The following is a 22,053-nucleotide window of genomic DNA, read 5'->3' as shown; positions in this document are numbered from 1 at the left end:
AATGGTCAAGTCTCAACCAATACTGAGATATATTTTGCGGATTGTGCCCGCACTGGCGCTGGCAACCCTCCTCTCAGCTTGTAGCAGTACCCATAGCAGTCAGAACGCGAATAACGAGAATCATGAAGTTAACAACCACAATGGTTTTTTACTTCAGGCGTCTCAGGATGAGTTTGAAGAAATGGTGCGTAATGTCGACGTTAAGTCGCGCATCATGGAACAATACGCCGTCTGGAAAGGTGTGCGCTATCGTCTCGGTGGCGATACCAAACGCGGAATCGACTGTTCCGCCTTTGTACAACGTACCTTCCGCGATCAGTTTGGCTTGGAATTACCCCGCTCCACCTCTGAGCAGCAGGACACCGGCAGAGAGATTACCCGCAGTAAACTGCGTCCGGGCGATCTGGTGATGTTCCGCGCAGGTTCAACCGGTCGTCATGTCGGGATCTATCTGGGCAACGATAACTTCGTTCATGCCTCAACCAGCAGTGGCGTCATGATCTCCAGTCTGAATGATGACTACTGGAAAAAGCGTTACCGTGAAGGGCGCCGGGTACTGAGTCGTAACCCGTCCTGATCCTCAGATTCGATTTTCTCTCAGCCAGAGAACATGAAACGCTGCTTACGCAGCGTTTTTTTTCGTCTTTTGTTTTATCCGCCTTCGCCATAGCAGATAAAAGCATTGTATTTCAGATTAATAACGAGACATCCCCGGCATTCTCGTTATATTCTCGGTCGCTTAAACCGAAGCAGTCGTGTGCATTAACATAATAATAATTTGATCAGGGGAAGCTCCTCATGCCACTGTCGGGGGCGCTACAGCGCCATGCCACCTATCCTCACCGAATCGCATGGCGTAGCGCGATGGTCGGCGGCCTATTCTTTCTCCTGTTCACGCTGCTGGCGATTCATCACACCTGGCATAAGCGCGAGCGGCAACATCAGCGCCTGCTGGAGCACAGCCGGTCGGCACTACAGCAAACGCTCGCCAGCCTGTATAACAGCACCCTCAGTCCCCTGCTCCCGTTTACCCATAATGCCTGCCACACCATCAATCGTGAACTGACCTCACGCGCCGCCTTTGCCGGGAATCTTCGTGCCATCCTGCTGGTGAATAATGGCAATGCTTTTTGCTCCTCGGCCACCGGCAGTTTCAGTCTGCCGATCAACGTGATTTCGCCCCAGAGTGATATCTCGCGCGATACCGATCTGCAACTGATGCCGGGCACGCCGTTGCAGCCGGATAAACCGGCCCTGGCCCTGTGGGTGAAGAATCCCGGCAATCTGCAGACCGGGGTTTTCGCGACACTCAACATCAGCCTGGCCCCCTATCAGCTGATGGCCTCCTGGCATCCGGAGATTACCGGTATGGCGCTGGTGGCACAGCACAGTGCCCTGACCAGCTGGCAGCATGGCGTAATGGAGAATGAGAACCTGCCGACACCGCTGGTTCAGCGGTCGCTGGAAGGCTATCCGCTGCAGTTTGTTCTCTACGGTTCCACTCTCGCCTTCAGCGATTATCAGAACATCCTGCTGAGTGGTCTGCTGCTGTCACTGCTGGTTGCCGGTGGCTGCTGGCTGCTGCTCGCCCACTATCAGCGTCCGGGCAGAGAGCTGATTCGGGGCATGAAGCGCGGCGAGTTTCACGTGGAGTATCAGCCGCTGGTTACCTCTCACGATAGTCAGCCTTATGGCATGGAGGCACTGCTGCGCTGGACGCATCCGACGGAAGGTCCGATCCCGCCCGATGTCTTTATTCAGTATGCCGAGTCGCAAAACCTGATTGTTCCACTGACCCGCCATCTGTTTCAGCTGGTTTCCCGCGATGCGCACCTGCTCTGTCACACCGTTCCCCGTTATGCCAGCCTCAGCCTCAACATTTCGCCCCTGCACCTGGCCGACCGCAGCTTCCGTCAGGATGTCCTGAACTGGCTTGAGAGCATGCCGGCCGGCCACTTTAATTATGTGTTCGAGATTACTGAACGCGTCATGGTGCGCGACGAAAATGTCGGCGATCTGTTTGACTGGCTGCATCAGCAGCAGATTCGCATCGCCATTGATGACTTTGGCACCGGGCACAGCGCACTGATCTATCTGGAGCGCTACGCCTTTGATTACCTGAAAATCGATCGCGGCTTTGTGCAGAGTATCGGCACCGAGACGCTGACCTCGCCGGTGCTGGATACCGTGCTGCAGCTGGCGAAAAAGCTGAACCTGAAAAGCGTGGCCGAGGGCGTGGAAACGGGCGAACAGGCGGCGTGGCTGATCAATCGCGGCGTGACTCACCTGCAGGGTTATATCTTTAGTCGCCCGCTGCGGCCGGAAACGCTGATAGACTATTTTCAGCGTCATCGCGCCTGACCGGTCTGGCCCGGGCGGAGTCGAACACTTACTGGAGAGGGCATTCGCTATGCTGCTTCGCGCTGGACTTCTGCTGACAGGTGCCCTACTCAGCGCCCCGCTGCTGGCCGCCTCCGTTCTGCAAAGTTACGCTTTTACTCAGGCCGGGGAAGCGAAATATCCGCCCGGCTTCAGCCACTATGAGTATGCCGATCCCGAGGCGCCCAAAGGCGGCAGCATCACCCTGGCGGTCATTGGCACCTACGACAACTTCAACCGCTACGCCTCGCGCGGCAATCCGGGTATCAATACCGGTGCGCTTTATGATGGGCTCTACACCAGTTCAGACGACGAGCCGGGTAGTTACTACCCGCTGATCGCCCTGTCGGCGCGCTACGCCAGCGATTTTTCGTGGACTGAGATTCGCCTGAATCCCCGCGCCCGCTTTCACGATGGCTCACCGATTACGGCCCGCGATGTGGCTTTCAGCTTTCAGAAGTTTATGACCGAAGGCGTGCCTCAGTTCCGTGTGGCCTATCGCGGCGTGACGGTGACCGCGCTGAACGATCTTACGGTGCGCATCGACGCCACCAAACCGGACAGAGATCTGCTGATGGGCTTGCTGACGCTGCCGGTCATCCCGGCGTCATTCTGGAAAGATAAGCAGTTTAATGAGCCGCTGAGCGCCCCGCCGCTCTCCAGCGGGCCCTATCGCATCAGCCGCTGGAAGCTGGGTCAGTTTATTGAGTTCAGCCGGGTCAAAGATTACTGGGCCGCCGATCTGCCGGTGAATCGCGGGCGCTTCAATTTTGATCGGATGCGCTACGACTACTATCTGGATGACAACGTGGCGTTCGAAGCCTTTAAAGCGGGGGCTTACGACTGGCGTGAGGAGGTCTCAGCGAAGAAATGGGCCACTCAGTATCGCGGCCGCGCCTTCGACGAGGGCGATATAGTGAAGCAGACCACGCCCAACGAGGCCGCTACTGATACCCGCTGGCTGGCGTTTAACAATGAGAAACCGCTGTTCCATGACCGTCGCGTGCGCCAGGCTTTTTCACTGATGTTCGATTTTAACTGGATGAATAAGGCGCTCTATTACGGTGCCTGGCAGCGCGCCAGCAGCTACTTCCAGAACACAGAGTATGCTGCTCAGGGTGCGCCGGATGCGGAACAGCGGGCCCTGCTGGCCCCGTGGCGCGCGCAGTTGCCCGCCGGACTGTTCACTCAGCCTTACCAGCCTCCGGCGAGCGATGGCAGTGGCTACGACCGCGCCAGCCTGTTAAAAGCATACGCGCTACTGAAAGAGGCCGGCTGGCAGATTAAGAATCAGCGTCTGGTCAATGACAAAACCGGTCAGCCGTTCACCGTTGAGTTGCTGCTGCGCGGCGGCACCAGCACGGAGTGGGCACTGCCGTTCCAGCACGCGCTCTCGCGGCTCGGCATCACCCTGAACCTGCGGCAGATCGACAGCTCGCAATATCTGCGGCGCTGGCGTGAAGGCGACTATGACATGATCGCCACCCTCTATCAGGCGATGCCGATCCCCACCTCCAGCCTGCAGATCCTGTGGCAGTCGGACTACATCAGCTCCTCCTGGAATACCGCGCGGGTGAAAGATCCTGTCGTTGACCACTTCGTGCAGCAGATCGTGGCGCACCAGGGCGATCCCGCTGCGCTGCGACCGCTGGCGCAGTCACTGGATCGGGTACTGCTGTGGAATGCGTATATGATCCCGATGTGGTACAACGCAGAGCAGCGGCTGGCTTACTGGGATAAGTTTTCCCATCCCGCCCGCAAGCCTGCCTACAGTACCGGTCTGGATAGCTGGTGGTACGACGCACACAAAGCCGGACGCCTGCCGGCCAGTAAACGCTAAGGAGGCACCGTTGGCCGCTTACTTTCTGCGCAGACTCCTGCTGATCGTTCCGACGCTGTGGGCGATCATCACGCTGAACTTCTTTATCGTGCAAATCGCTCCCGGCGGACCGGTCGATCAGGCGCTGGCTAATATTGAGTTTGGTCAGACAACCGGCCTGTCCGGCAGCGGCGCCGACAGCGCCGGTTCACATGCCACGCGCAGTCATCTCAATCCTGTCGACAATCAGTACCGGGGCGCACGCGGGCTGGACCCGGAGGTAATTGCAGAGATCAAACAGCGCTACGGATTCGATAAACCCCTGTGGCAGCGCTACGGCGAGATGCTGTGGAACTATCTGCGCTTCGATTTTGGCGACAGCCTGTTTCGCAGCGCCTCGGTAGTGGGGCTGATCAAAGAGAGCCTGCCGGTTTCCATCAGTCTGGGGTTATTGAGCACCCTGATTATCTATCTGGTGTCGATCCCGCTGGGTATCCGCAAGGCGGTGCGCAACGGCTCTGCGTTTGATATCTGGAGCAGCGCCCTGATTATTGTGGGCTACTCCGTTCCGGCTTTCCTGTTCGGTATCATGCTGATCGTGCTGTTTGCCGGGGGCAGCTATCTTGACTGGTTTCCGCTGCGCGGGCTCACCTCTGCGCAGCACGACACGCTGCCCTGGTATGGTCAGGTGCTGGATTACTTCTGGCACATCGCGTTGCCGGTGCTGGCGACGGTGATCGGCGGCTTCGCCACGCTGACGATGCTGACGAAAAACGCGTTTCTGGATGAGATCCGCAAACTCTATGTGGTGACCGCGCGCGCCAAAGGGGTGCCGGAGCGGCGTATTCTCTATCATCATGTGTTTCGCAACGCGATGCTGCTGGTCATCGCCAGCTTTCCTGCCACCTTTATCAGCATGTTCTTTACCAGTTCCGTGCTGATCGAGGTGATGTTCTCCCTGAATGGCCTGGGGCTGCTCGGCTATGACGCCACCCTGCAACGCGACTATCCGGTCATGTTTGGCACGCTCTATATTTTTACCCTGATCGGGTTACTGATGAACATTCTCAGCGATCTGACCTATACGCTGGTCGATCCGCGCATCGATTTCAGGAGCCATTGATGCCGCTTTCTCCCCTCACTCAGCAGCGCTGGCAGCGCTTTCGCCATAACCGGCGCGGCTACTGGTCGCTGTGGATCTTTCTGGTCCTTTTTCTGCTGTCGCTGGGTGCCGAGCTGATTGCCAATGAAAAGCCGCTGCTGGTGCATTACCAGCAGCGCTGGATGCTGCCACTGCTGTTTAACTACAGCGAAACGGACTATGGCGGCGTGCTGCCGACCGCCGCCGATTATCAGGACCCGTGGCTGCAGCAGCGCATTGCCCGGCAGGGCTGGGCCCTGTGGGCGCCGATTCGCTTCAGCGACAGCACCCTCAATTTTGCGACCCAGGTGCCCTTCCCCTCTCCGCCGTCGGCGCAGAACTGGCTTGGCACCGACGCCAACGGGGGCGACGTGCTGGCACGGCTGCTTTATGGCACGCGCATCTCGCTGCTGTTCGGTCTGCTGCTGACGCTCTTCTCCAGCGTAATTGGCATTGTGGTCGGCGCGGTGCAGGGCTATTTCGGCGGCAGAATCGATCTGATCGGGCAGCGGCTGGTTGAAGTCTGGTCCGGCATGCCCGCGCTGTTTCTGCTGATTTTACTCTCCAGCGTGATCCAGCCCGGCTTCTGGTGGCTGCTGCTGGTCACCGTCGCCTTCGGCTGGATGAGTCTGGTCAGCGTGGTGCGGGCCGAGTTTCTGCGCACCCGTAACTTCGATTACATTCGCGCGGCGCAGGCCCTTGGCGTCAGTGACGGCCGGATTATGCTGCGCCATATGCTGCCTAACGCCATGGTGGCGACCCTGACCTTTCTGCCGTTTATTTTGTGTGGGTCGATCACCACCCTCACCTCACTCGACTTTCTCGGCTTTGGTCTGCCGCTGGGCTCGCCCTCGCTGGGGGAGCTGCTGCTGCAGGGCAAAAACAACCTGCAGGCGCCATGGTTAGGCCTGGCAGGCTTTTTCACGCTCGCGATCCTGCTTTCGCTGCTGATTTTTATTGGCGAAGCGGTGCGCGATGCCTTCGATCCGGGCAAAGGAGCCTGAATGACGACACCCTTACTGGCCATCAACGATCTTTCGATTGCCTTTCGTCAGGGCGATGCGCTTCGCCCGGTGGTGGAGGATCTCTCCCTGCGCATCAATGCAGGCGAAACCCTGGCGCTGGTGGGCGAGTCAGGCTCCGGCAAGAGCGTGACGGCGCTGTCGGTGATGCGACTGCTGCATGAGGCGTCGGTGGTTTATCCCCGGGGCGAGATCCTGTTTCAGGGTGAAGATCTGCTGCGCGCCCCGGAGGCGCGGCTGCGTGCCTTTCGCGGCAACCAGATGGCGATGATTTTTCAGGAGCCGATGGTGTCGCTCAACCCGCTGCACACCGTGGAAAAGCAGCTGTATGAAGTGCTCTCGCTACATCGCGGACTGCGTCGTCCGGCGGCCCGCGGAGAGATACTCAGCGTGCTCGATCGGGTCGGCATCCGGCAGCCTGCCGCCCGGCTCAACGATTTCCCGCACCAGCTCTCCGGCGGCGAACGCCAGCGCGTGATGATCGCCATGGCCCTGCTGACCGAACCCCAGCTGCTGATCGCCGATGAGCCGACCACCGCGCTGGATGTGACGGTGCAGGCGCAGATCCTGAAGCTGCTCCGCGAACTGCAGCGGGAGATGAACATGGGCATGCTGTTTATCACCCATAACCTGAATATTGTGCGCCAGCTGGCGGATAGCGTCAGCGTGATGCGTCAGGGTCGCATCGTGGAACAGAACCGCGGTCAGGTTCTGCTGGACCAGCCGCAGCATCCCTACAGCCAGCAGTTACTGGCCGCCGAACCGGAAGGAACCGCGCTGCAGCTGCCTGCGGACGCCCCGGTGATACTTCGGGTCGAACAGCTTCAGGTCAGTTTTCCGCTACGGCGCGGACTGTTCCGGCGGCAGGCGGCCGAAAAGATCATACTCGCCGGGCTGAGTTTTACCCTGCGGCGCGGCGAAAGCCTGGGCCTGGTTGGCGAGTCCGGTTCGGGCAAAAGCACCACCGGGCTGGCGCTGCTGCGGCTGATCCGCTCGCGCGGGGAAGTCTGGTTTGATGGTCAGCCGCTGCATCAGCTGACGCGCCGGCAACTGCTGCCGCTGCGCCAGCGCATTCAGGTCGTGTTTCAGGACCCCAACTCCTCCCTGAATCCGCGGATGACGGTGCAGCAGATTATTGCCGAAGGCATGGCGGTACATCTGCCCGCTATCGGCCGGGCAGAACAGGAGCAGCGCGTCATCGCGGTGATGGAAGAAGTGGGACTCGATCCGGAAAGCCGTCACCGCTATCCGGCCGAATTTTCGGGGGGGCAGCGACAGCGGATCGCCATCGCGCGGGCGCTGATTCTGGAACCGGAGCTGCTGGTGCTGGACGAACCGACCTCCTCGCTGGACCGCACGGTACAGAAACAGATCCTGACTCTGCTACGTCGTCTGCAGCAGCAGCGCCAGCTCAGCTATCTGTTTATCAGTCACGATCTCGATGTGGTTCGATCCCTGTGTCACCAGCTTATCGTGCTGCGTCAGGGGGAAGTGGCAGAACAGGGAGAGTGTGAAAAGTTGTTTGCTTCACCTGAGAACGACTACACCCGCGAGCTGCTGCAGTCGTCCCGGCTCAGCCTGCGTTAAAGGTTTCGGCAATCGCCACGCCCTGATTTTTCAGGCAGCAGTTAGTGGCACTCTCGTCACGGCGCTGAATGAACAGGCAGGGCTGCCCTTCACATTCGGCCACTTTACAGTCGACCTGGATCTCTGCCAGCACCTCTTTTAACTGCTGCAGGATTTCCCACGCCGGAATACCATCGTGGCTGATCAGACGCAGCGCCACGAACTCCTGGTCATCCAGGGCTTCATCAGGCTCAATAGCACTGTGGCGATCGCTGGCCCAGCGGAAACGCTGCGGCAGGCGATGCACAATTGAAAGTTGCAGCATCGTTTACTCTCCCCGAATGAGTTTATGTCGCAACACACAGCAACCGACGCTGAAAGCTGACCGACAACCGCTGAGTCCGGACGAGTGTTAATCGTCTGCCCGCGCGCATTTTTTGCGACTCGCATCGCACTTCTGGCTATATGTACCGCGTTCACACGCCGTTAACAATCATTTTAGACGCAATATGATTACTTTTTTAGCTAAAGATTTTCACAATAAAGAAACATAACCAGAAAGGCCGCTAACAGAGCCAGCGGTAACGGGGAAAAACTCCTGCGCCCGGCTAGCGGGACGCAGTATGGGGACGTGACGCGTAGAAAAAGAGCAGCAGGGAAATCGTCGCGCACAGCGCGATGGTGCCCACCATCGGCCAGGCGCTGTTGAAACTCATCAGCGACAGCAGCGCCCCCACAAAAGCCCCGACGCCAAAACGCAGGGTGCCCGCCAGTGAGGAAGCCGTGCCCGCCATATGCGGAAACGCATCAAGGATCACCGCCATCGCATTGGATGAGACGATCGACACACAGCCGATAAACAGTGCGACACCCAGCACCAGCGGCAAAAAGCCCAGGTCAAAGGCGCTGACCAGCAGCAGCCAGATCCCCATAGAGAACTGGATCAGCAACCCCAGCCGGAACATCGCGACCGGGCCAAAGCGGCGCACGGCCCTGCTGTTAATCAGGGTCAGCACGAACAGAAACACCACGTTAAGGCCAAAGTAGTAGCCGAAGTTTTGCGGCGAAACGTGATTCAGTTCGATATAAACAAAGGGACCGGCGTTAAGAAAGGTGAAGAGTCCGGCAAAGGAGAAGCCGCTCGCCAGCATATAGCTGAAGGCCCGTTTGTGACGAAACAGCGTGACGAAATTACCCAGCGTGGTGCGCAGATGGAACCGCTGGCGCTGCTCCGGCTTTAGGGTTTCGCGGATCTGCGTGGTCACCAGCAGTGTGGTGACTAATGCCGCGCCCGACAGCGCCCAGAAGATGGCGTGCCAGCTCCAGAGCACCAGCAGCCAGCCGCCGATAATCGGCGCCAGCAGCGGCGCAATGGTGGTGATCAGCATCACGAAGGACATCATGCGCGAAAAGTCCTCTTTCGAGTAACTGTCGCGCATCAGGGCGTTGATCACCACGCTGGCGGCCGCAGCCGACAGCCCATGCAGAAAGCGCATGGTAATCAGCTGATCAATACTTTGTGACAACGCACAGGCAGCGGCGGCGCAGGCAAAGATCAGCGTGCCAAGCGCAATCACCGGCTTGCGGCCGTAGCTGTCCGCCAGCGGCCCATAGATGAGCTGCCCGATCGCGAAGCCCAGAATGTAGAGATTCAGCGACATCTGCACGCTACCCGCCGACACGCCAAACTCACGCGCAATCTGCGGCATGGCAGGCAGATACATGTCAATCGACAACGGCATCAGCATGGCTAACAGACCGAGGATGACGACCAGACCTGTTGGCGAATTCTTTTCCTTACGCACACCTTCTCCTGCCCTGTGGGACTGGCACGGGCTGCTGGCAGCCCGTCCGCTTATTTAGCCTGTAACTCTTTTGGCAGACCAATACTGGCGATCTCTTCTGCCGTCAGCGGCCGGTATTCGCCCGGTTCCAGATCGGCGTCCAGCACGATGTCGCCAATGCGCTCACGATGCAGCTCCACCACCCGATTGCCCACCGCCGCAAACATCCGTTTCACCTGGTGATAACGCCCTTCGCTCAGGGTCAGCAGCACTTCGGTCGGCGTGATTACTTCAAGCTGTGCCGGTTTGGTCAGGCTCTTCTCATTGTGCAGCTGTACGCCCGCCGTAAACTGCGCGGCCGTATCGTCACTGACCGGCGATTCCAGTGTGACGCGATAGGTTTTCTCGCAGTGATGACGCGGCGAGGTAATCCGGTGTGACCACTGACCATCATCCGTCATCAGCACCAGTCCGGTCGTGTCGATATCGAGACGCCCTGCTGCGTGCAGTTTGAATGACATCGGCTCTTCGAGGAAATAGAGGATGGTGGGATGATCGGGATCGTCGGTTGAGCAGACGTAACCCTGCGGTTTGTTCAGCATAAAGTAGCGTGGACCGGTGAGCATCTGCAGCACGTTGCCGTCATAGGCGACTTCGTGGTCGGGCAGCAGTTTAAACGCGGTATCGCGTACGATCTCCCCGTTCACGGTGACACGCTGGCCGCGGATTTCGCGATGAGCGATGGCGCGGCTGATTTCCAGTTGCTGAGAGATGAATTTGTCGAGTCGCATGAATTCGTTTTGCCTGTTACTGCGGAGGGAATCTGAAACGGCCTGGTTAACCGTTGAAAATGTGCGGGAAGTATAACGTGATCTGCGTCCGCCTGACAGCGCGTTTACCGGACTTTCATGGCATAATTGCCGCCAGTTTTGCAAAAGTGAGCGCCATGTCTTTTACCTTACGCCCCTATCAGCAGGATGCGGTTAATGCCACCGTTGCGCATTTCCGTCGTCATCAGGAACCTGCAGTGATCGTACTGCCCACCGGCGCCGGGAAGAGCCTGGTGATCGCCGAGCTGGCACGGCTGGCACGTGGCCGGGTGCTGGTGCTGGCGCACGTCAAAGAGCTGGTAGCACAGAACCACAGCAAATATGAAGCGTACGGGCTGGAGGCGGACATCTTTGCCGCCGGACTGCAGCGCAAAGAGAGTCAGCGCAAAGTGGTATTTGGCAGCGTGCAGTCCATCGCGCGTAACCTCGAACAGTTCGACAGCGCCTTTTCACTGGTGATTGTCGACGAGTGCCATCGCATCGGCGATGACAAAGAGAGCCAGTATCAGCAGATCTTCAGTCATCTGCGCCAGCACAATCCTCAGCTCCGTTTACTTGGCCTGACCGCCACGCCGTTCCGGCTGGGCAAAGGCTGGATCTATCAGTTCCACTATCACGGCATGGTGCGGGGCGACGAGAAATCGCTGTTCCGCGACTGCATCTATGAATTGCCGCTGCGTTACATGATCAAGCATCAGTTCCTGGTGCCGCCGGAGCGGCTGGATATGCCGGTGGTGCAGTATGACTTCAGCCGCCTGACGGCGCAGTCGAACGGCCTGTTCAGCGAAGCCGATCTGAATCGCGAACTGAAACAGCAGCAGCGCGTGACGCCCCATATCATTCGTCAGATTGTGGAGTTCGCTGAGGATCGGCTGGGGGTGATGATCTTCGCTTCCACCGTGGATCATGCGCGTGAAATCCTGCAGCTGCTGCCCGAAAACAGCGCGCTGGTCTCCGCCGAAACGTCCGCCCGCGAGCGTGATGCCCTGATCCTGGCGTTTAAAGCGCAGCAGCTGAAATTCCTGGTGAACGTAGCGGTACTGACCACCGGCTTTGATGCGCCGCACGTAGACCTGATTGCGATACTGCGCCCGACCGAGTCGGTCAGCCTCTATCAGCAAATCGTCGGCCGCGGCCTGCGGCTCTCGCCCGGTAAGCGCGACTGCCTGATCCTCGATTATGCCGGTAATCCCCACGACCTCTTCACGCCGGAAGTCGGCGCGCCGAAAGGGGCCAGCGACAATCAGCCGGTGCAGGTTTTCTGCCCCGCCTGCGGCTTTGCTAACACCTTCTGGGGCAAGGCGACCGAAGATGGCATGGTCATCGAACATTTTGGCCGGCGCTGCCAGGGGGTGCTGGAAGATGATGAGGGAGAACGCGAACAGTGCGACTATCGTTTCCGCTTTAAGAGCTGTCCCGACTGCGGCGCGGAAAATGATATCGCCGCCCGGCGCTGTCACCAGTGCGATAAAGTGCTGGTCGATCCCGACGATATGCTCAAAGCGGCGCTGAAACTCAAGGATGCACTGGTGCTGCGCTGTGGCGGCATGACGCTGGAACAGGGATCGGATGCCAAAGGTGAGTGGCTCAAAGCGACCTACCATGACGAGGATGGCACCAGCGTCAGCGAGCGTTTCCGGCTGCAGACGCCCGCGCAGCGGAAAGCGTTTGAGCAGCTCTTTATGCGTCCGCATCAGCGCGCACCCGGCGTACCGCTTGGCTGGCAGACCGCCGCCGACGTGCTGGCGCTGCAGCCGCTGTTGCGTCATCCCGATTTTGTGGTGGCCAGGGCCAAAGGCCAGTTCTGGCAGATCCGTGAAAAGATGTTTGATTATCAGGGCCGCTACCGCCGCGCGAATGAGCTGCGCTGACGCGGATGCGCCGCTGGCAGGCGGCTATATCGTTTGCTCCTGGCAGGGATAACCGCTATACTGCCGCCCGCTTTTGCATGTGCATCAGCGGAATTGAATAACCTGCCTGTTACTGGGTCGCCTGTAGCAGGAATTAAATAAAGAGACGTATTAATGTTCACTATCAATGCAGTAGAACGTAAAGAGCAGGGTAAGGGTGCGAGCCGCCGCCTGCGTACAGCAAACCGTTTCCCGGCCATCATCTACGGTGGTTCTGAAGCGGCTGTTGCCATCGACCTGGATCACGACTCCGTAATGAACCTGCAGGCAAAACCAGGTTTCTACGAAGAAGTGCTGACCCTGGTTGTTGACGGTAAAGAAACCAAAGTGAAAGTTCAGGCTGTTCAGCGTCACCCGTTCAAGCCAAAACTGTTTCACATCGACTTCGTTCGCGCGTAATCGCGAGCCTTGTTGAACGTAGAAGGGCCGGTTGCGAAACCGGCCCTTTTATTTTGTCTGTCGCTGCCAAAGGTTATCACCGCGCAGCGTCAAAAAAGCCGGGCTGAGCCCGGCTTTTTTATTTGCTGCTGGTGCGGCGCTGTAGCTGGTCACGCAGATTGGGTGGCGTGCCTTTGATTGTCAGGGTGTCCGTTGCCGGGTCCCAGAAAATACGCTCGCCCAGTAACATGGCGTCGAAGTTCAGGGTCAGTCCCCCGCCGCTGCCGGCAAACTTCGTCAGCTGGCGCAGCGTGCTGCGATCCGCCGGGAAGCTCTCCTCAAGTTCGTAGCCCTGCTCCTGGGTAAAGGCCTGAAAGGTTTTTTCACCCACCGGTGGCAGTTCGCCTGACAGATCTTCCAGCGCAATCTCTTCGCCCGCCTGCAGCTGCTCATTGCAGTAGCTGTAGACCTGCTGGCGATAATTCTGCCGCTCCTGCTTATCCAGCCCGGATTCGTTGCAGTAGTCATCCACCGCCTGCAACAGTCCCCGGTTCTGCGCCTTGGTGTCTAATCCCACTTCGGCACCGAGGAAGTCCATGAAGAAGTCAGCCACTTTACGTCCGACGCGGCCGCGCAGGAAGGTCAGATAGCGGGTCGATTCCGGGTTGGTTTCCCACTCGGTTAAATCGATACGCGCGACGATGTCCGCATGATTGATGTCGAGATAGTGGGTGCTGCTGATATCCATCTGCTCGTTGACGCGCATGCTGGACTGGCTGTTCAGCACGGCGATCAGCAGATAGCCTACGGCCAGATAGCGGTAGTGAATAAACAGCACCACGCCGCTTTCGGCGAACGGATATTTCGCCAGTTCGTCACGCAGACGGCCGGTGGCGGCACGGCTAAAGGCGAGAAAATCATCGTTGCCCTTACGACAATTACGCAGCGCTTCTGCCAGTTCACTCTCTGCATTAAACAGGCCGTAGGCTTTGCTTTTTGCGCTGTAAACCCGGTGTAACTCCTCCACCATCGCGTTGACCGTGTTGGTGGCAGGCAGCAGCGAATCGCGCAGCGCCAGCTCAAGCTGGTTTTCATCGCGTTTGATTAACTGATGCAGGGCAATCTGGTCGATATCCAGACTCATGGTAGACTCTCCTTTTAGCTCAGGCGCGTATTCAAACACCGCCGGCATCGGCTTTCAACTCCATACGTAAAGCGGACGCGGTACTTTCGATAAAATTGCGGAAAAAAGTACGCTGTTCCGGTACTATATCGCCTTTTGAAATGAGCTCAGACGACCTTATGCCACAATCATCCCGTTACAGCGACGAACGCGTGGAACAACTCCTCGCGGAAATGGCCCAAATCCTGCAGAAGGATAAGGCCCCCACCGACCTCTCCCTGATGGTCCTGGGCAATATGGTGACCAACCTGATTAACAGCGATGTTGCCCCGGCGCAGCGTCGCTCTCTGGCCCGATCTTTCGCCGATGCCCTGCAGGCGTCAGTGCGTGACGACAACGCTCACTAATTGGCTGATTTGATTTTATAATATGGTAACCAACCGGCAGCGCTACCGCGAAAAAGTCTCCCAGATGATTAGCTGGGGGCACTGGTTTGCTCTGTTTAATATCTTATTCGCGCTGATTTTAGGCAGTCGCTACCTGTTGGTCGCCGACTGGCCTTCTTCACTGGCGGGGCGTATCTACGCCTATACCAGCTGGGTTGGCCACTTCAGTTTTATCGTTTTTGCCGCCTATTTGCTGATCATCTTCCCGCTGACGTTTGTGTTGATGTCGCAACGGCTGATGCGGGTAGTGTCCGCGGTGGTCGCCACCGCAGGTCTGACGCTGGTCATGGTCGACAGCGCGGTGTTCAGCCGCTTCCACCTTCACCTGAACCCGGTGGTGTGGGAGCTGGTGATTAACCCCGATCAGAGCGAGATGGCGCGCGACTGGCAGCTGATGTTTATCAGCGTGCCGCTGATTTTCCTGGTCGAGATGCTGTTTGCGACCTGGAGCTGGCAGAAACTGCGCAGCCTGAATCGCCGTTCATTTGGTAAGCCGCTCGCGGCCCTGTTTATCAGCGCCTTTTTTGCCAGCCACCTGATGTATATCTGGGCTGATGCCAACTTCTATCGCCCGATAACCATGCAGCGCGCTAACCTGCCGCTCTCCTATCCGATGACCGCCCGCCGTTTCCTGGAGCGTCACGGTCTGCTGGATGCGCAGGAGTATCAGCGTCGCCTGGTTCAGCAGGGCGACCCGGAAGCGCTGGCGGTGGAATATCCGCTGAGCGACATTACCTTCCGCGATGGCGGTACACGCAACAACCTGCTGGTGCTGACCGTGGATGGCCTGAATAACGCCACGATGGCCAGTGCGCTGCCGCAACTCAATCAGTTTGCCAGCGAAAACGTGCGTTTTACGCAGCACTACAGCGCCGGAGATACCCCGGAGAAAGGGTTGTTTGGCCTCTTCTACGGCATCTCCTCCAGCTACATGAACGGTATTCTGGCATCCCGTACGCCGTCTGCCCTGCTGGGCGCGCTGAGCACGCAGGGTTATCAGTTTGGCCTGTTCTCCTCTGAGGGCTTTAATCCGCCGCTCTACCGACAGGCGCTGCTGACCGACTATTCACTGCCGGCGATGACCAGCCAGCCGAACGCCAGCACCGTCGCGCAATGGCAGAACTGGCTGGAGAAGCAGACAGGTTCCCAGGCACCCTGGTTCTCCTGGATCGCGCTGAACGGCCCTGACGTCACCGGCGACAGTGCCAAAGCCCGTCAGCGCAGTTATCTGCGTCAGGCACCCGCCGTCGATCAGCAGATTCATGCCGTTCTGAGCAGCCTGCAGGCGCGTGATTTGCTGAAGAATACAGTGGTGGTGATCACCGCGCAGCGCGGTCTGGCGCTGGAGGGTAACCCTGACAGCGCAGGCAATCGCCAGACATTGCAGGTGCCATTAGTGATTCACTGGCCTGATACGCCCGCGCAGACCGTTGATCGTCTCTCCGATCATCAGGATGTGATGACGACGCTGATGCAGCGCCTGCTGCATGTGCGAACCAATCCGGTGAACTATTCGCAGGGTGAAGATCTGTTTGCTGCACGTCGTCGCCATGACTGGGTCGCCAGCAGCGAAGAGAACAAGCTGGTGATCACCACGCCGCAGGTGACGCTGGTGCTCAACAACAACGGCAGCTATCGCGCTTATGATGCCGCGGGCAATGCGCTGAAGGATCACAAGCCGGAACTGACGTTGCTGTTGCAGGTATTAACTGAGGAGAAGCGATTTATCGCTAACTGATTAATTATCAGGCAAATAGTCAGCTGGTGTCTTGCATTCATGCCGATAACCAGTAGACTAATCCTCCAGTGTTCGGCACGTAGCGCAGCCTGGTAGCGCACGGTCATGGGGTGTCCGGGGTCGGAGGTTCAAATCCTCTCGTGCCGACCAAATACATATTCTGTCAGTATCAGTTACTGACGGAAACCCGATAAAAAACCCGCATTCTCTCTGAGTTTGCGGGTTTTTTATTGTCTGTAGTTAGCAGAATTGAACAATTAAAGATAAGACACAAGTAAACGTACAATTTTAAGGTTTAAAAATTGTCCCGAATTCCGGTTTATAACCATTTATTCCCCAATAAGGCGCGAGGGAATCCGGAGACGCCTGACAGCGAATCACGCCGCGAGGATAATCAGCCGGAATGCTGATATGCACTGAATCCGGCCGCCGGTCATCTGAGGCAGTCAGGATAAAAGAAACGCAGCAATGCTTTATCAGTTCTGACTCAATAGCCTGTTTTGTCTCATTCAACACATACTGAACCGGACTGAAAACTGCATCACACCCCGCCCTGAAATAATGAATTCATCGTTCCTGTCATGAACCTCCCCCGTCTGCCTCCGCCGACTTCTTGATCAAGATCAGCACGCCGCTGCGTCAGATCGCCTAGTTAATCAGGCGTGAAAATATTTTATTTTTCCACGTTCATCATTCCGCCTGGATTGGCTGCGGCATGAAACGGAAAACTACTCCGGCTTATAAAGGGATTTTAAAATGACGCTTCAGTTTACCAACGAACTTACTCCGGCCCTTCTGGCCGCAATGGATCAGTCCCCCTTTACGGCAGAGCAGCTGGCTGAGATGAGCAGTGAAGCACGGGCGCTGGTAGCTGAGCAGGCAGCTTTTTGTCGTCAGCATCCGGTTAACGCCATTTACCGGCTGGCGGTGGCGGGCTGTCTGACCCGGCGCGGTGGTACAGGCGTTGAGTTTAATGCTGCCCCTAATCAGGGATACAAGTATCGCCTCAGTAATGGCCAGCGGGTCAGCGTACTGACTGAAGGCTGTACGGTAAGCTATCCGGACGGGACTACAGCACGGATTATCAGCAGTGCTGGGAGCAGGCATACTTATAAAGAACGGGGGGTTGCGCTGGTTGGCAGTGAGCTGGATAACGGTGACGTCATCATCAGTACGCCGCAGTCAGAGGGAATGCTGGTGGGCCGCAAAGGTGTACCGGTGCCCGAAGACTTTCTGACAGCCGGTCAGAAATAAAGATGGGTGGCTACCGGACTGACTGTTACGGGCGCGGGCTGGCACTCCACGGCGACAGAACAACAACGGGTGCAACCATTTTATCCACCCTGCCGAACTGTACTGAGCACGGTCGCGCCGTTGTCCGGGTGGGCGACCCGACGACGGCCTGTCCGAAGTGCGGTGAACATGGGGTAATTGTTGACGGTGAATCGCACTCTGTCTGGCACGGCGTCGCGGCGGCGGTTGATCGCTCTGTCGTGCGGTGTGGCTGCCCGCCAGGCAGTAACCGGATTATTGCCCCGAAAGATCAATGGCTGGGTTCCGGCCCCTCTCCTGAGCAGATAGCACAGGAAAAACATGTGGCGATGCTGGCTGCTCTGAAGGCTGAGCAGGAAGCCGCAGCGCAGCGACGGGCAGATGAGCGGGAGCGTAACCGGGTATTTGCGAAATCCTGCCTCCGGGGTGACGGCTGCAACGATGCCGGAGAGCAGAGCGAACCCCACACCAACTTTACTGACATGTGCTTTTTCCGGGCGCTGCCACCGGCGGATACTGATGCTCCGCAGCACGCCCAGACGGCTAAGAAGAAGCCCGCTGCTCCAGAGGATATCCCGAAGCCGAAAAAACGCAGCGCGCTCTGGAAGTGGTGGAACGGCAATAAGGAGGAAATGGACTATCAGGCGGCGGTAGCGACGGCCGCCGCCGCATCGCGGGCGCAGGCAGCGACAGCCGGAGCGGGTGTGCTGGAGCAGCTTGCCGGGCGTTCCCTGACTTACGGAACCTGGGCCATTCGCGGCGCTGAGATTGCCACCGCCGGTGCCGGTGCCTCAGTCGCCGGGGTATTGCTGGGGATGATGCCCGGAAGGCTCAATGACGGTGAGCAGGATTACCTTGACCGGCGGAGAATGGAATCGCTGAGCGAAGCCCCGAGCCGCGTGCGTTATACCTGGGAAAATGACAGCAGCGGCAACCCGGTGCCGCACGGCTGGCACACGCCACCGGGCAGGGATAAAGTGCGGGTGCGCAAAATGTCGTGGGACAGCCGCTATCAGGCTTACTCGTTCACGACCACGGAAGAGCCGCGAATCACCATCATCTGGACGCCGGATAATGCCGGTGTAAACACGCCGTCACACACCGGCAACCAGAAGCGGCCGGTGCTGCCGAACCCGGTAATCGTTGACCCGCTGCCGGAGAGTACCGGCATTACGTCCACCACGTCACCGGCCCCGGAAGAGAAGAGCTTCGCGGATTACATCCTTATCCTTCCGCATCCGGATATTCCGCCGATTTATATCTATCTGAGTAAACCACCGGTAGAATTTCTGGAGGTTGAGCTATACAGTGATTTTACACGGCGGTCACGGCAGGGGAAATATGAGGCAGACCATATGCCATCGGCGGCAGCAGTTCGTGAGTATCTAAAGGCTAATGCGCCTGAAATGCTACCAGACGATATTGATGTGGCTGTTCAAAATGTGGCTGCAATTATTATTCCCAAAGATATTCATCAGAAACTTAGTGAAACTTATGGTGGACGTAACACACGTAACGATGCGGCGCAGATTAAAAGGGATGTTTTAGATTTGCGGGCAGCAGTGGATCGTAATCTGGAAGCCATTAAACCCGCGTTAATAAATCAGGGTGCCACCGAGGCTCAGATAGAGACTGCAAGAACAAAAATACACAAGTTAAACAGCGATATGGGATTGTACAAATGACTGTGAACGTAGAAGCGTTGATACATAGCCTTGGAAAATCATATAATGATTTGCTTGCCGCAAATCTTGTTCCCTATAAAACCCCGCCGACTGGCTTTTCAGGTGACTCCGAAATCAGTTTAGATATGGCTAAAGAGGGAGTTTATTTATCTTTTAAGCGAGATGGGCGGATTTTACAGACCGTTGTCTTAAGGATTCAGCATGACAAAGTAAGTAATTGGGTTTTCCCAAATGAACTGCCGTCACCATTACAGAAAAACATGTCCCGGCAGTGGGTGCATGAAAATCTTGGCGTTCCATTAAGAAGCGCACCACCAAAAGTCATTATGAAAAGAGCCTTTGGATGGACTGATCTTTACGAAGGAGAAGGATATACTTTACCCATCAGTATGCAGATCAGCTATGATGTTATGGATAACGTCAGATCTGTCGCCTTCATTCCAACGTCAGAGCTACGCTGGTAAATTATAAAACTACAATTAACCGCCAAAAACATGTGATAAGCGGCGGTTTTTTTTTCAAAAAATCAGGTTCACTTTCTGAACTGAAAAGTGCAACTTTATATTGGCTGATTACATAGGCCAGCAGGACAAAAAAGGACCATTTACAGCCAATTAATATGCGAGAGTAAAAAGAAAAGCGTGGAACTTGATAAATTATTGCGATAAACCAAGCACAGTTACTTTAGTGAACATCATCAGGCGCATTTACGAGCATACCTGATGATAAATCCTGAGTAGAAAAAATCATTGCCATTTATTAATATTCTATCAATGATGGCTTTTGCATCATTAGTACGAATATATGGCTCATCCATATTTTTACCTGATAGAAACTACTCACTGATTTCATAGTTGGAAAAATTTTTCATTCTGATGACTTAATCTTTCAGATTTCCGGAGGAAAAATTTGAACAAGCTGATTCTGGCCCACCAGCTTACTTATGCTGGTCGGTCAGGATATTTTGGTATGACTCCAGAAGATATAGAGGCAGCATAGTTACAATGCTGATTTAAACCCTCCCGTGGCAAGATTGGCCCTTTTTATTTATGGCCCTTACTGTGCAAGTGCAATTGATACCCCTCTCTAAATCATGCGCCACATTCTTACTCGTCTAAGCGAACAATTGCACCTCCTCTGCCTCCCACTGCAATACACTTACCGCGGGACATATCTATGTAATATCTCACTGGATTAGGCATATTTTCCATCATCCAGGGAAGTTCTTCAGAATATGTTAAGTCTGAGGTGGAAACAACGCAGACAGATTGACCGTCTAAAAAAGCGTTTTTAACCTCATGAAAACGCTCATCCCATCCGGAGCCTGTTTCCAGCGCATATTCTTTCGCTATTTCAATTGCCTGATTTTCCGTTAGCATTTCTGAGCTCCATACCAGGCGTTATACATTAATCCTCCCACAACAACCGGGCCTGAGAGCAAACCTGCCGCTTCATGCCGCCGACTTGATCAAATCCCCCTTTCCTCGCGTCCCCGCCAATCCGATCTATACTTAACAGCCTGTGGGTAACAAGAGGAGAGTTTATGACCTTTATTGAAAAAGACGATCCAACAGAAGCACCTGAGTCAGGCGATAAGCAACCTTCCCCGCCAGACCAGAAGTAACCCACCAGGGCCGCGCGTGACGCGGCCTTTTTCTGACAGAGTAATTCCTGTTCGTATATTCAGATTAATCCTGCCAGCCGTTAACATTATCTCTGCAATCAGCCAGTTATGGCTTGCAGCAGAGGTGGATCCGCCTCACAGAAATCATCTCCCGCTACGCTTTTTCATCAAACTGAAACAAAAATGTCACAGAAACGCCTTACCCTGAATTCCCCTGAAACTGACGGATAATGTGTATGGCGATTAAAGCAAAGAGCCTGAAAGATGCAGAAACGTTATTGCACTCAGGCATCAGCAAAGTGGAACTGGCGTATGACATCGGCAGCGACGATTTCTTTCGCCTGGCAAGCCACTGGTGCGACCGCGGCGCGCGTATCAGCAAAGGTCATCACCATTTTGTTGTTTCTCTGAAGAGTTTTGCCATCCCGCCCAACGACTGATCCCGGCAGGCTGCTTGCCCTGTTTGCATGCACCTGATTTAATGCCGTTTTGGCATCCATCATGGTTCCGCATGCGCTATCCCGACCTGCCGCTGCCGCCTGTTGCAGGCGGCTTTATTCTCTCCTCGCACCTGAGCCACAGCGATCCGCTGCTGGCGGTGAGTCACTTTAATCCGCACGCTTACGATGAGGCACTGGCTGCTGCCTGGGGCATCACGCTGCCTGCCCGCCTGCAACAGGCTGTCCGCAAACGTCGTGCCGAATCCCTGGCCAGCCGGATGCTGGTGAGGTCGGTCATGGCAGAACTGGGCATCCCTGATTTTATCCTGAACAATGCCCCCGACCGCTCTCCCTGCTGGCCGGCGGGTATTCAGGCGTCGCTGTCACACAGCGCGGGCGTTGTGGTCGTCGCGGCAACGCGTCAGTCCTGCGCTGTCGGGGTCGATGTTGAACAGATCATGCCGGAGACGACGGCAAACGACATGGCCGGGCTGCTGATGAATGCGCAGGAGCAGCAACTGCTGCGGTCGCTGCCGGTCAGCTTCAGTGCCGCCGCGACCCTGCTGTTCTCTCTGAAAGAGAGTGTTTACAAGGCACTCTGGCCCCAACTGCATCAGCCGATGGACTTTCTTCAGGCGGCGCTGGTGTCGGTGGATCATGCCCGACAGCACGCCACGCTGCGGCTGACTCAGCACTTCAGTGAGCGATTTCCGGCGGGCACATTATTACAGGCGACATTTTTGTGGCGGGAAAATCTGGTGATGACGCAGGTGGTGCATCCGGTTTAAAAAACCGGCTAAACAACGCAGCTTAGCCGGGGGTAAACACAGACGAAAGAAGAAGTTTCAGGATCGCAGAAACCGCTGTTTCTGCTGTCCGCTACAGTAACCGCTTTC

Annotated in this window: 20 protein-coding genes and 1 tRNA gene; 16 read left to right on the top strand and 5 right to left on the bottom strand. The window is 56.5% G+C overall.

Annotated elements, in window-relative coordinates:
* The first annotated feature begins 1 nt into the window (after position 1).
* From mepS to yejF, 6 genes are all read left to right on the top strand, one after another.
* Positions 2–577 (top strand): bifunctional murein DD-endopeptidase/murein LD-carboxypeptidase, encoded by a 576-nt coding sequence (gene mepS, locus F3I47_RS08600; RefSeq protein WP_150028867.1) that lies wholly within the window; start codon positions 2–4, stop codon positions 575–577.
* A gap of 221 nt (positions 578–798) precedes the next feature.
* A complete protein-coding gene (locus F3I47_RS08595; RefSeq protein ID WP_167431418.1) occupies positions 799–2,361 on the top strand; it encodes a cyclic di-GMP phosphodiesterase in 1,563 nt (520 codons plus the stop codon).
* Positions 2,362–2,410: 49 nt separating this feature from the next.
* The gene (locus F3I47_RS08590; protein WP_150028868.1) at positions 2,411–4,219 is read left to right on the top strand and encodes an extracellular solute-binding protein; all 1,809 of its coding nucleotides are present in this window, start codon (positions 2,411–2,413) and stop codon (positions 4,217–4,219) included.
* Between the two features lie 10 nt (positions 4,220–4,229).
* The gene (gene yejB / locus F3I47_RS08585; RefSeq protein WP_150028869.1) at positions 4,230–5,321 is read left to right on the top strand and encodes a microcin C ABC transporter permease YejB; all 1,092 of its coding nucleotides are present in this window, start codon (positions 4,230–4,232) and stop codon (positions 5,319–5,321) included.
* On the top strand, positions 5,321–6,343 hold the full coding sequence (locus F3I47_RS08580) for an ABC transporter permease (RefSeq protein WP_046102243.1): 1,023 nt from the start codon (positions 5,321–5,323) through the stop codon (positions 6,341–6,343). Before yejB ends, F3I47_RS08580 begins: the two co-directional genes overlap by 1 nt.
* On the top strand, positions 6,344–7,948 hold the full coding sequence (gene yejF / locus F3I47_RS08575) for a microcin C ABC transporter ATP-binding protein YejF (protein WP_150028870.1): 1,605 nt from the start codon (positions 6,344–6,346) through the stop codon (positions 7,946–7,948). It abuts the gene before it with no gap.
* Here the strand turns inward: yejF and F3I47_RS08570 are convergent.
* The 3 genes from F3I47_RS08570 to rsuA form a co-directional block, all read right to left on the bottom strand.
* A complete protein-coding gene (locus F3I47_RS08570) occupies positions 7,935–8,252 on the bottom strand; it encodes a hypothetical protein (protein ID WP_009089120.1) in 318 nt (105 codons plus the stop codon). The genes yejF and F3I47_RS08570 overlap by 14 nt on opposite strands.
* A 283-nt stretch (positions 8,253–8,535) precedes the next feature.
* Entirely contained in the window at positions 8,536–9,732 is a 1,197-nt protein-coding gene (locus F3I47_RS08565; protein ID WP_150028871.1) for a Bcr/CflA family multidrug efflux MFS transporter, read from the bottom strand.
* 50 nt (positions 9,733–9,782) lie between these two features.
* A complete protein-coding gene (rsuA, locus tag F3I47_RS08560; RefSeq protein WP_009089116.1) occupies positions 9,783–10,502 on the bottom strand; it encodes a 16S rRNA pseudouridine(516) synthase RsuA in 720 nt (239 codons plus the stop codon).
* 155 nt (positions 10,503–10,657) lie between these two features.
* Between rsuA and F3I47_RS08555 the strand changes: the two genes are divergently transcribed.
* On the top strand, positions 10,658–12,412 hold the full coding sequence (locus tag F3I47_RS08555; protein WP_150028872.1) for a DEAD/DEAH box helicase: 1,755 nt from the start codon (positions 10,658–10,660) through the stop codon (positions 12,410–12,412).
* 153 nt (positions 12,413–12,565) lie between these two features.
* Positions 12,566–12,850 carry a 50S ribosomal protein L25 gene (gene rplY / locus F3I47_RS08550; RefSeq protein WP_009089112.1) on the top strand — a complete coding sequence of 95 codons (285 nt, stop codon included), beginning with the start codon at positions 12,566–12,568 and terminating at the stop codon, positions 12,848–12,850.
* Positions 12,851–12,968: 118 nt separating this feature from the next.
* Here the strand turns inward: rplY and yejK are convergent, their stop codons facing one another.
* Entirely contained in the window at positions 12,969–13,973 is a 1,005-nt protein-coding gene (gene yejK / locus F3I47_RS08545) for a nucleoid-associated protein YejK (RefSeq protein ID WP_150028873.1), read from the bottom strand.
* Positions 13,974–14,131: 158 nt separating this feature from the next.
* Here yejK and F3I47_RS08540 point away from each other — a divergent pair, with 158 nt between their 5' ends.
* From F3I47_RS08540 to F3I47_RS08515, 6 genes are all read left to right on the top strand, one after another.
* The gene (locus F3I47_RS08540; RefSeq protein WP_009089108.1) at positions 14,132–14,359 is read left to right on the top strand and encodes a YejL family protein; all 228 of its coding nucleotides are present in this window, start codon (positions 14,132–14,134) and stop codon (positions 14,357–14,359) included.
* A gap of 22 nt (positions 14,360–14,381) precedes the next feature.
* Positions 14,382–16,136: an LPS biosynthesis-modulating metalloenzyme YejM gene (yejM, locus tag F3I47_RS08535; RefSeq protein ID WP_150028874.1), complete on the top strand. Its 1,755-nt coding sequence runs from the start codon at positions 14,382–14,384 to the stop codon at positions 16,134–16,136.
* 73 nt (positions 16,137–16,209) lie between these two features.
* A tRNA-Pro gene (locus F3I47_RS08530) sits at positions 16,210–16,286 on the top strand.
* A gap of 606 nt (positions 16,287–16,892) precedes the next feature.
* The gene (locus F3I47_RS08525; protein WP_150028875.1) at positions 16,893–17,390 is read left to right on the top strand and encodes a hypothetical protein; all 498 of its coding nucleotides are present in this window, start codon (positions 16,893–16,895) and stop codon (positions 17,388–17,390) included.
* 2 nt (positions 17,391–17,392) lie between these two features.
* Complete coding sequence (locus F3I47_RS08520) at positions 17,393–19,093, top strand: S-type pyocin domain-containing protein (RefSeq protein ID WP_150028876.1); 1,701 nt, start codon at positions 17,393–17,395, stop codon at positions 19,091–19,093.
* On the top strand, positions 19,090–19,557 hold the full coding sequence (locus F3I47_RS08515) for a DUF6392 family protein (protein WP_111208551.1): 468 nt from the start codon (positions 19,090–19,092) through the stop codon (positions 19,555–19,557). Before F3I47_RS08520 ends, F3I47_RS08515 begins: the two co-directional genes overlap by 4 nt.
* 642 nt (positions 19,558–20,199) lie before the next feature.
* On the opposite strand, the gene F3I47_RS08510 is transcribed toward F3I47_RS08515, so the two are convergent.
* Positions 20,200–20,472 (bottom strand): hypothetical protein, encoded by a 273-nt coding sequence (locus F3I47_RS08510; protein ID WP_111208552.1) that lies wholly within the window; start codon positions 20,470–20,472, stop codon positions 20,200–20,202.
* Between the two features lie 481 nt (positions 20,473–20,953).
* On the opposite strand from F3I47_RS08510, the gene F3I47_RS08505 reads away from it, so the two are divergent.
* Both F3I47_RS08505 and F3I47_RS08500 read left to right on the top strand, forming a co-directional pair.
* Complete coding sequence (locus F3I47_RS08505) at positions 20,954–21,157, top strand: hypothetical protein (protein WP_009089095.1); 204 nt, start codon at positions 20,954–20,956, stop codon at positions 21,155–21,157.
* 71 nt (positions 21,158–21,228) lie between these two features.
* Positions 21,229–21,945, top strand: a complete 717-nt coding sequence (locus F3I47_RS08500; RefSeq protein WP_150028877.1) for a 4'-phosphopantetheinyl transferase — start codon at positions 21,229–21,231, stop codon at positions 21,943–21,945.
* Positions 21,946–22,053 lie beyond the last annotated feature (108 nt).

This window comes from Pantoea sp. M_10 (assembly GCF_008631515.1).
Lineage (GTDB): Bacteria > Pseudomonadota > Gammaproteobacteria > Enterobacterales > Enterobacteriaceae > Pantoea > Pantoea anthophila.
The sequence above is the reverse complement of the archived record's forward strand: the minus strand, read 5'-3'. Positions and strand labels throughout refer to the sequence as shown.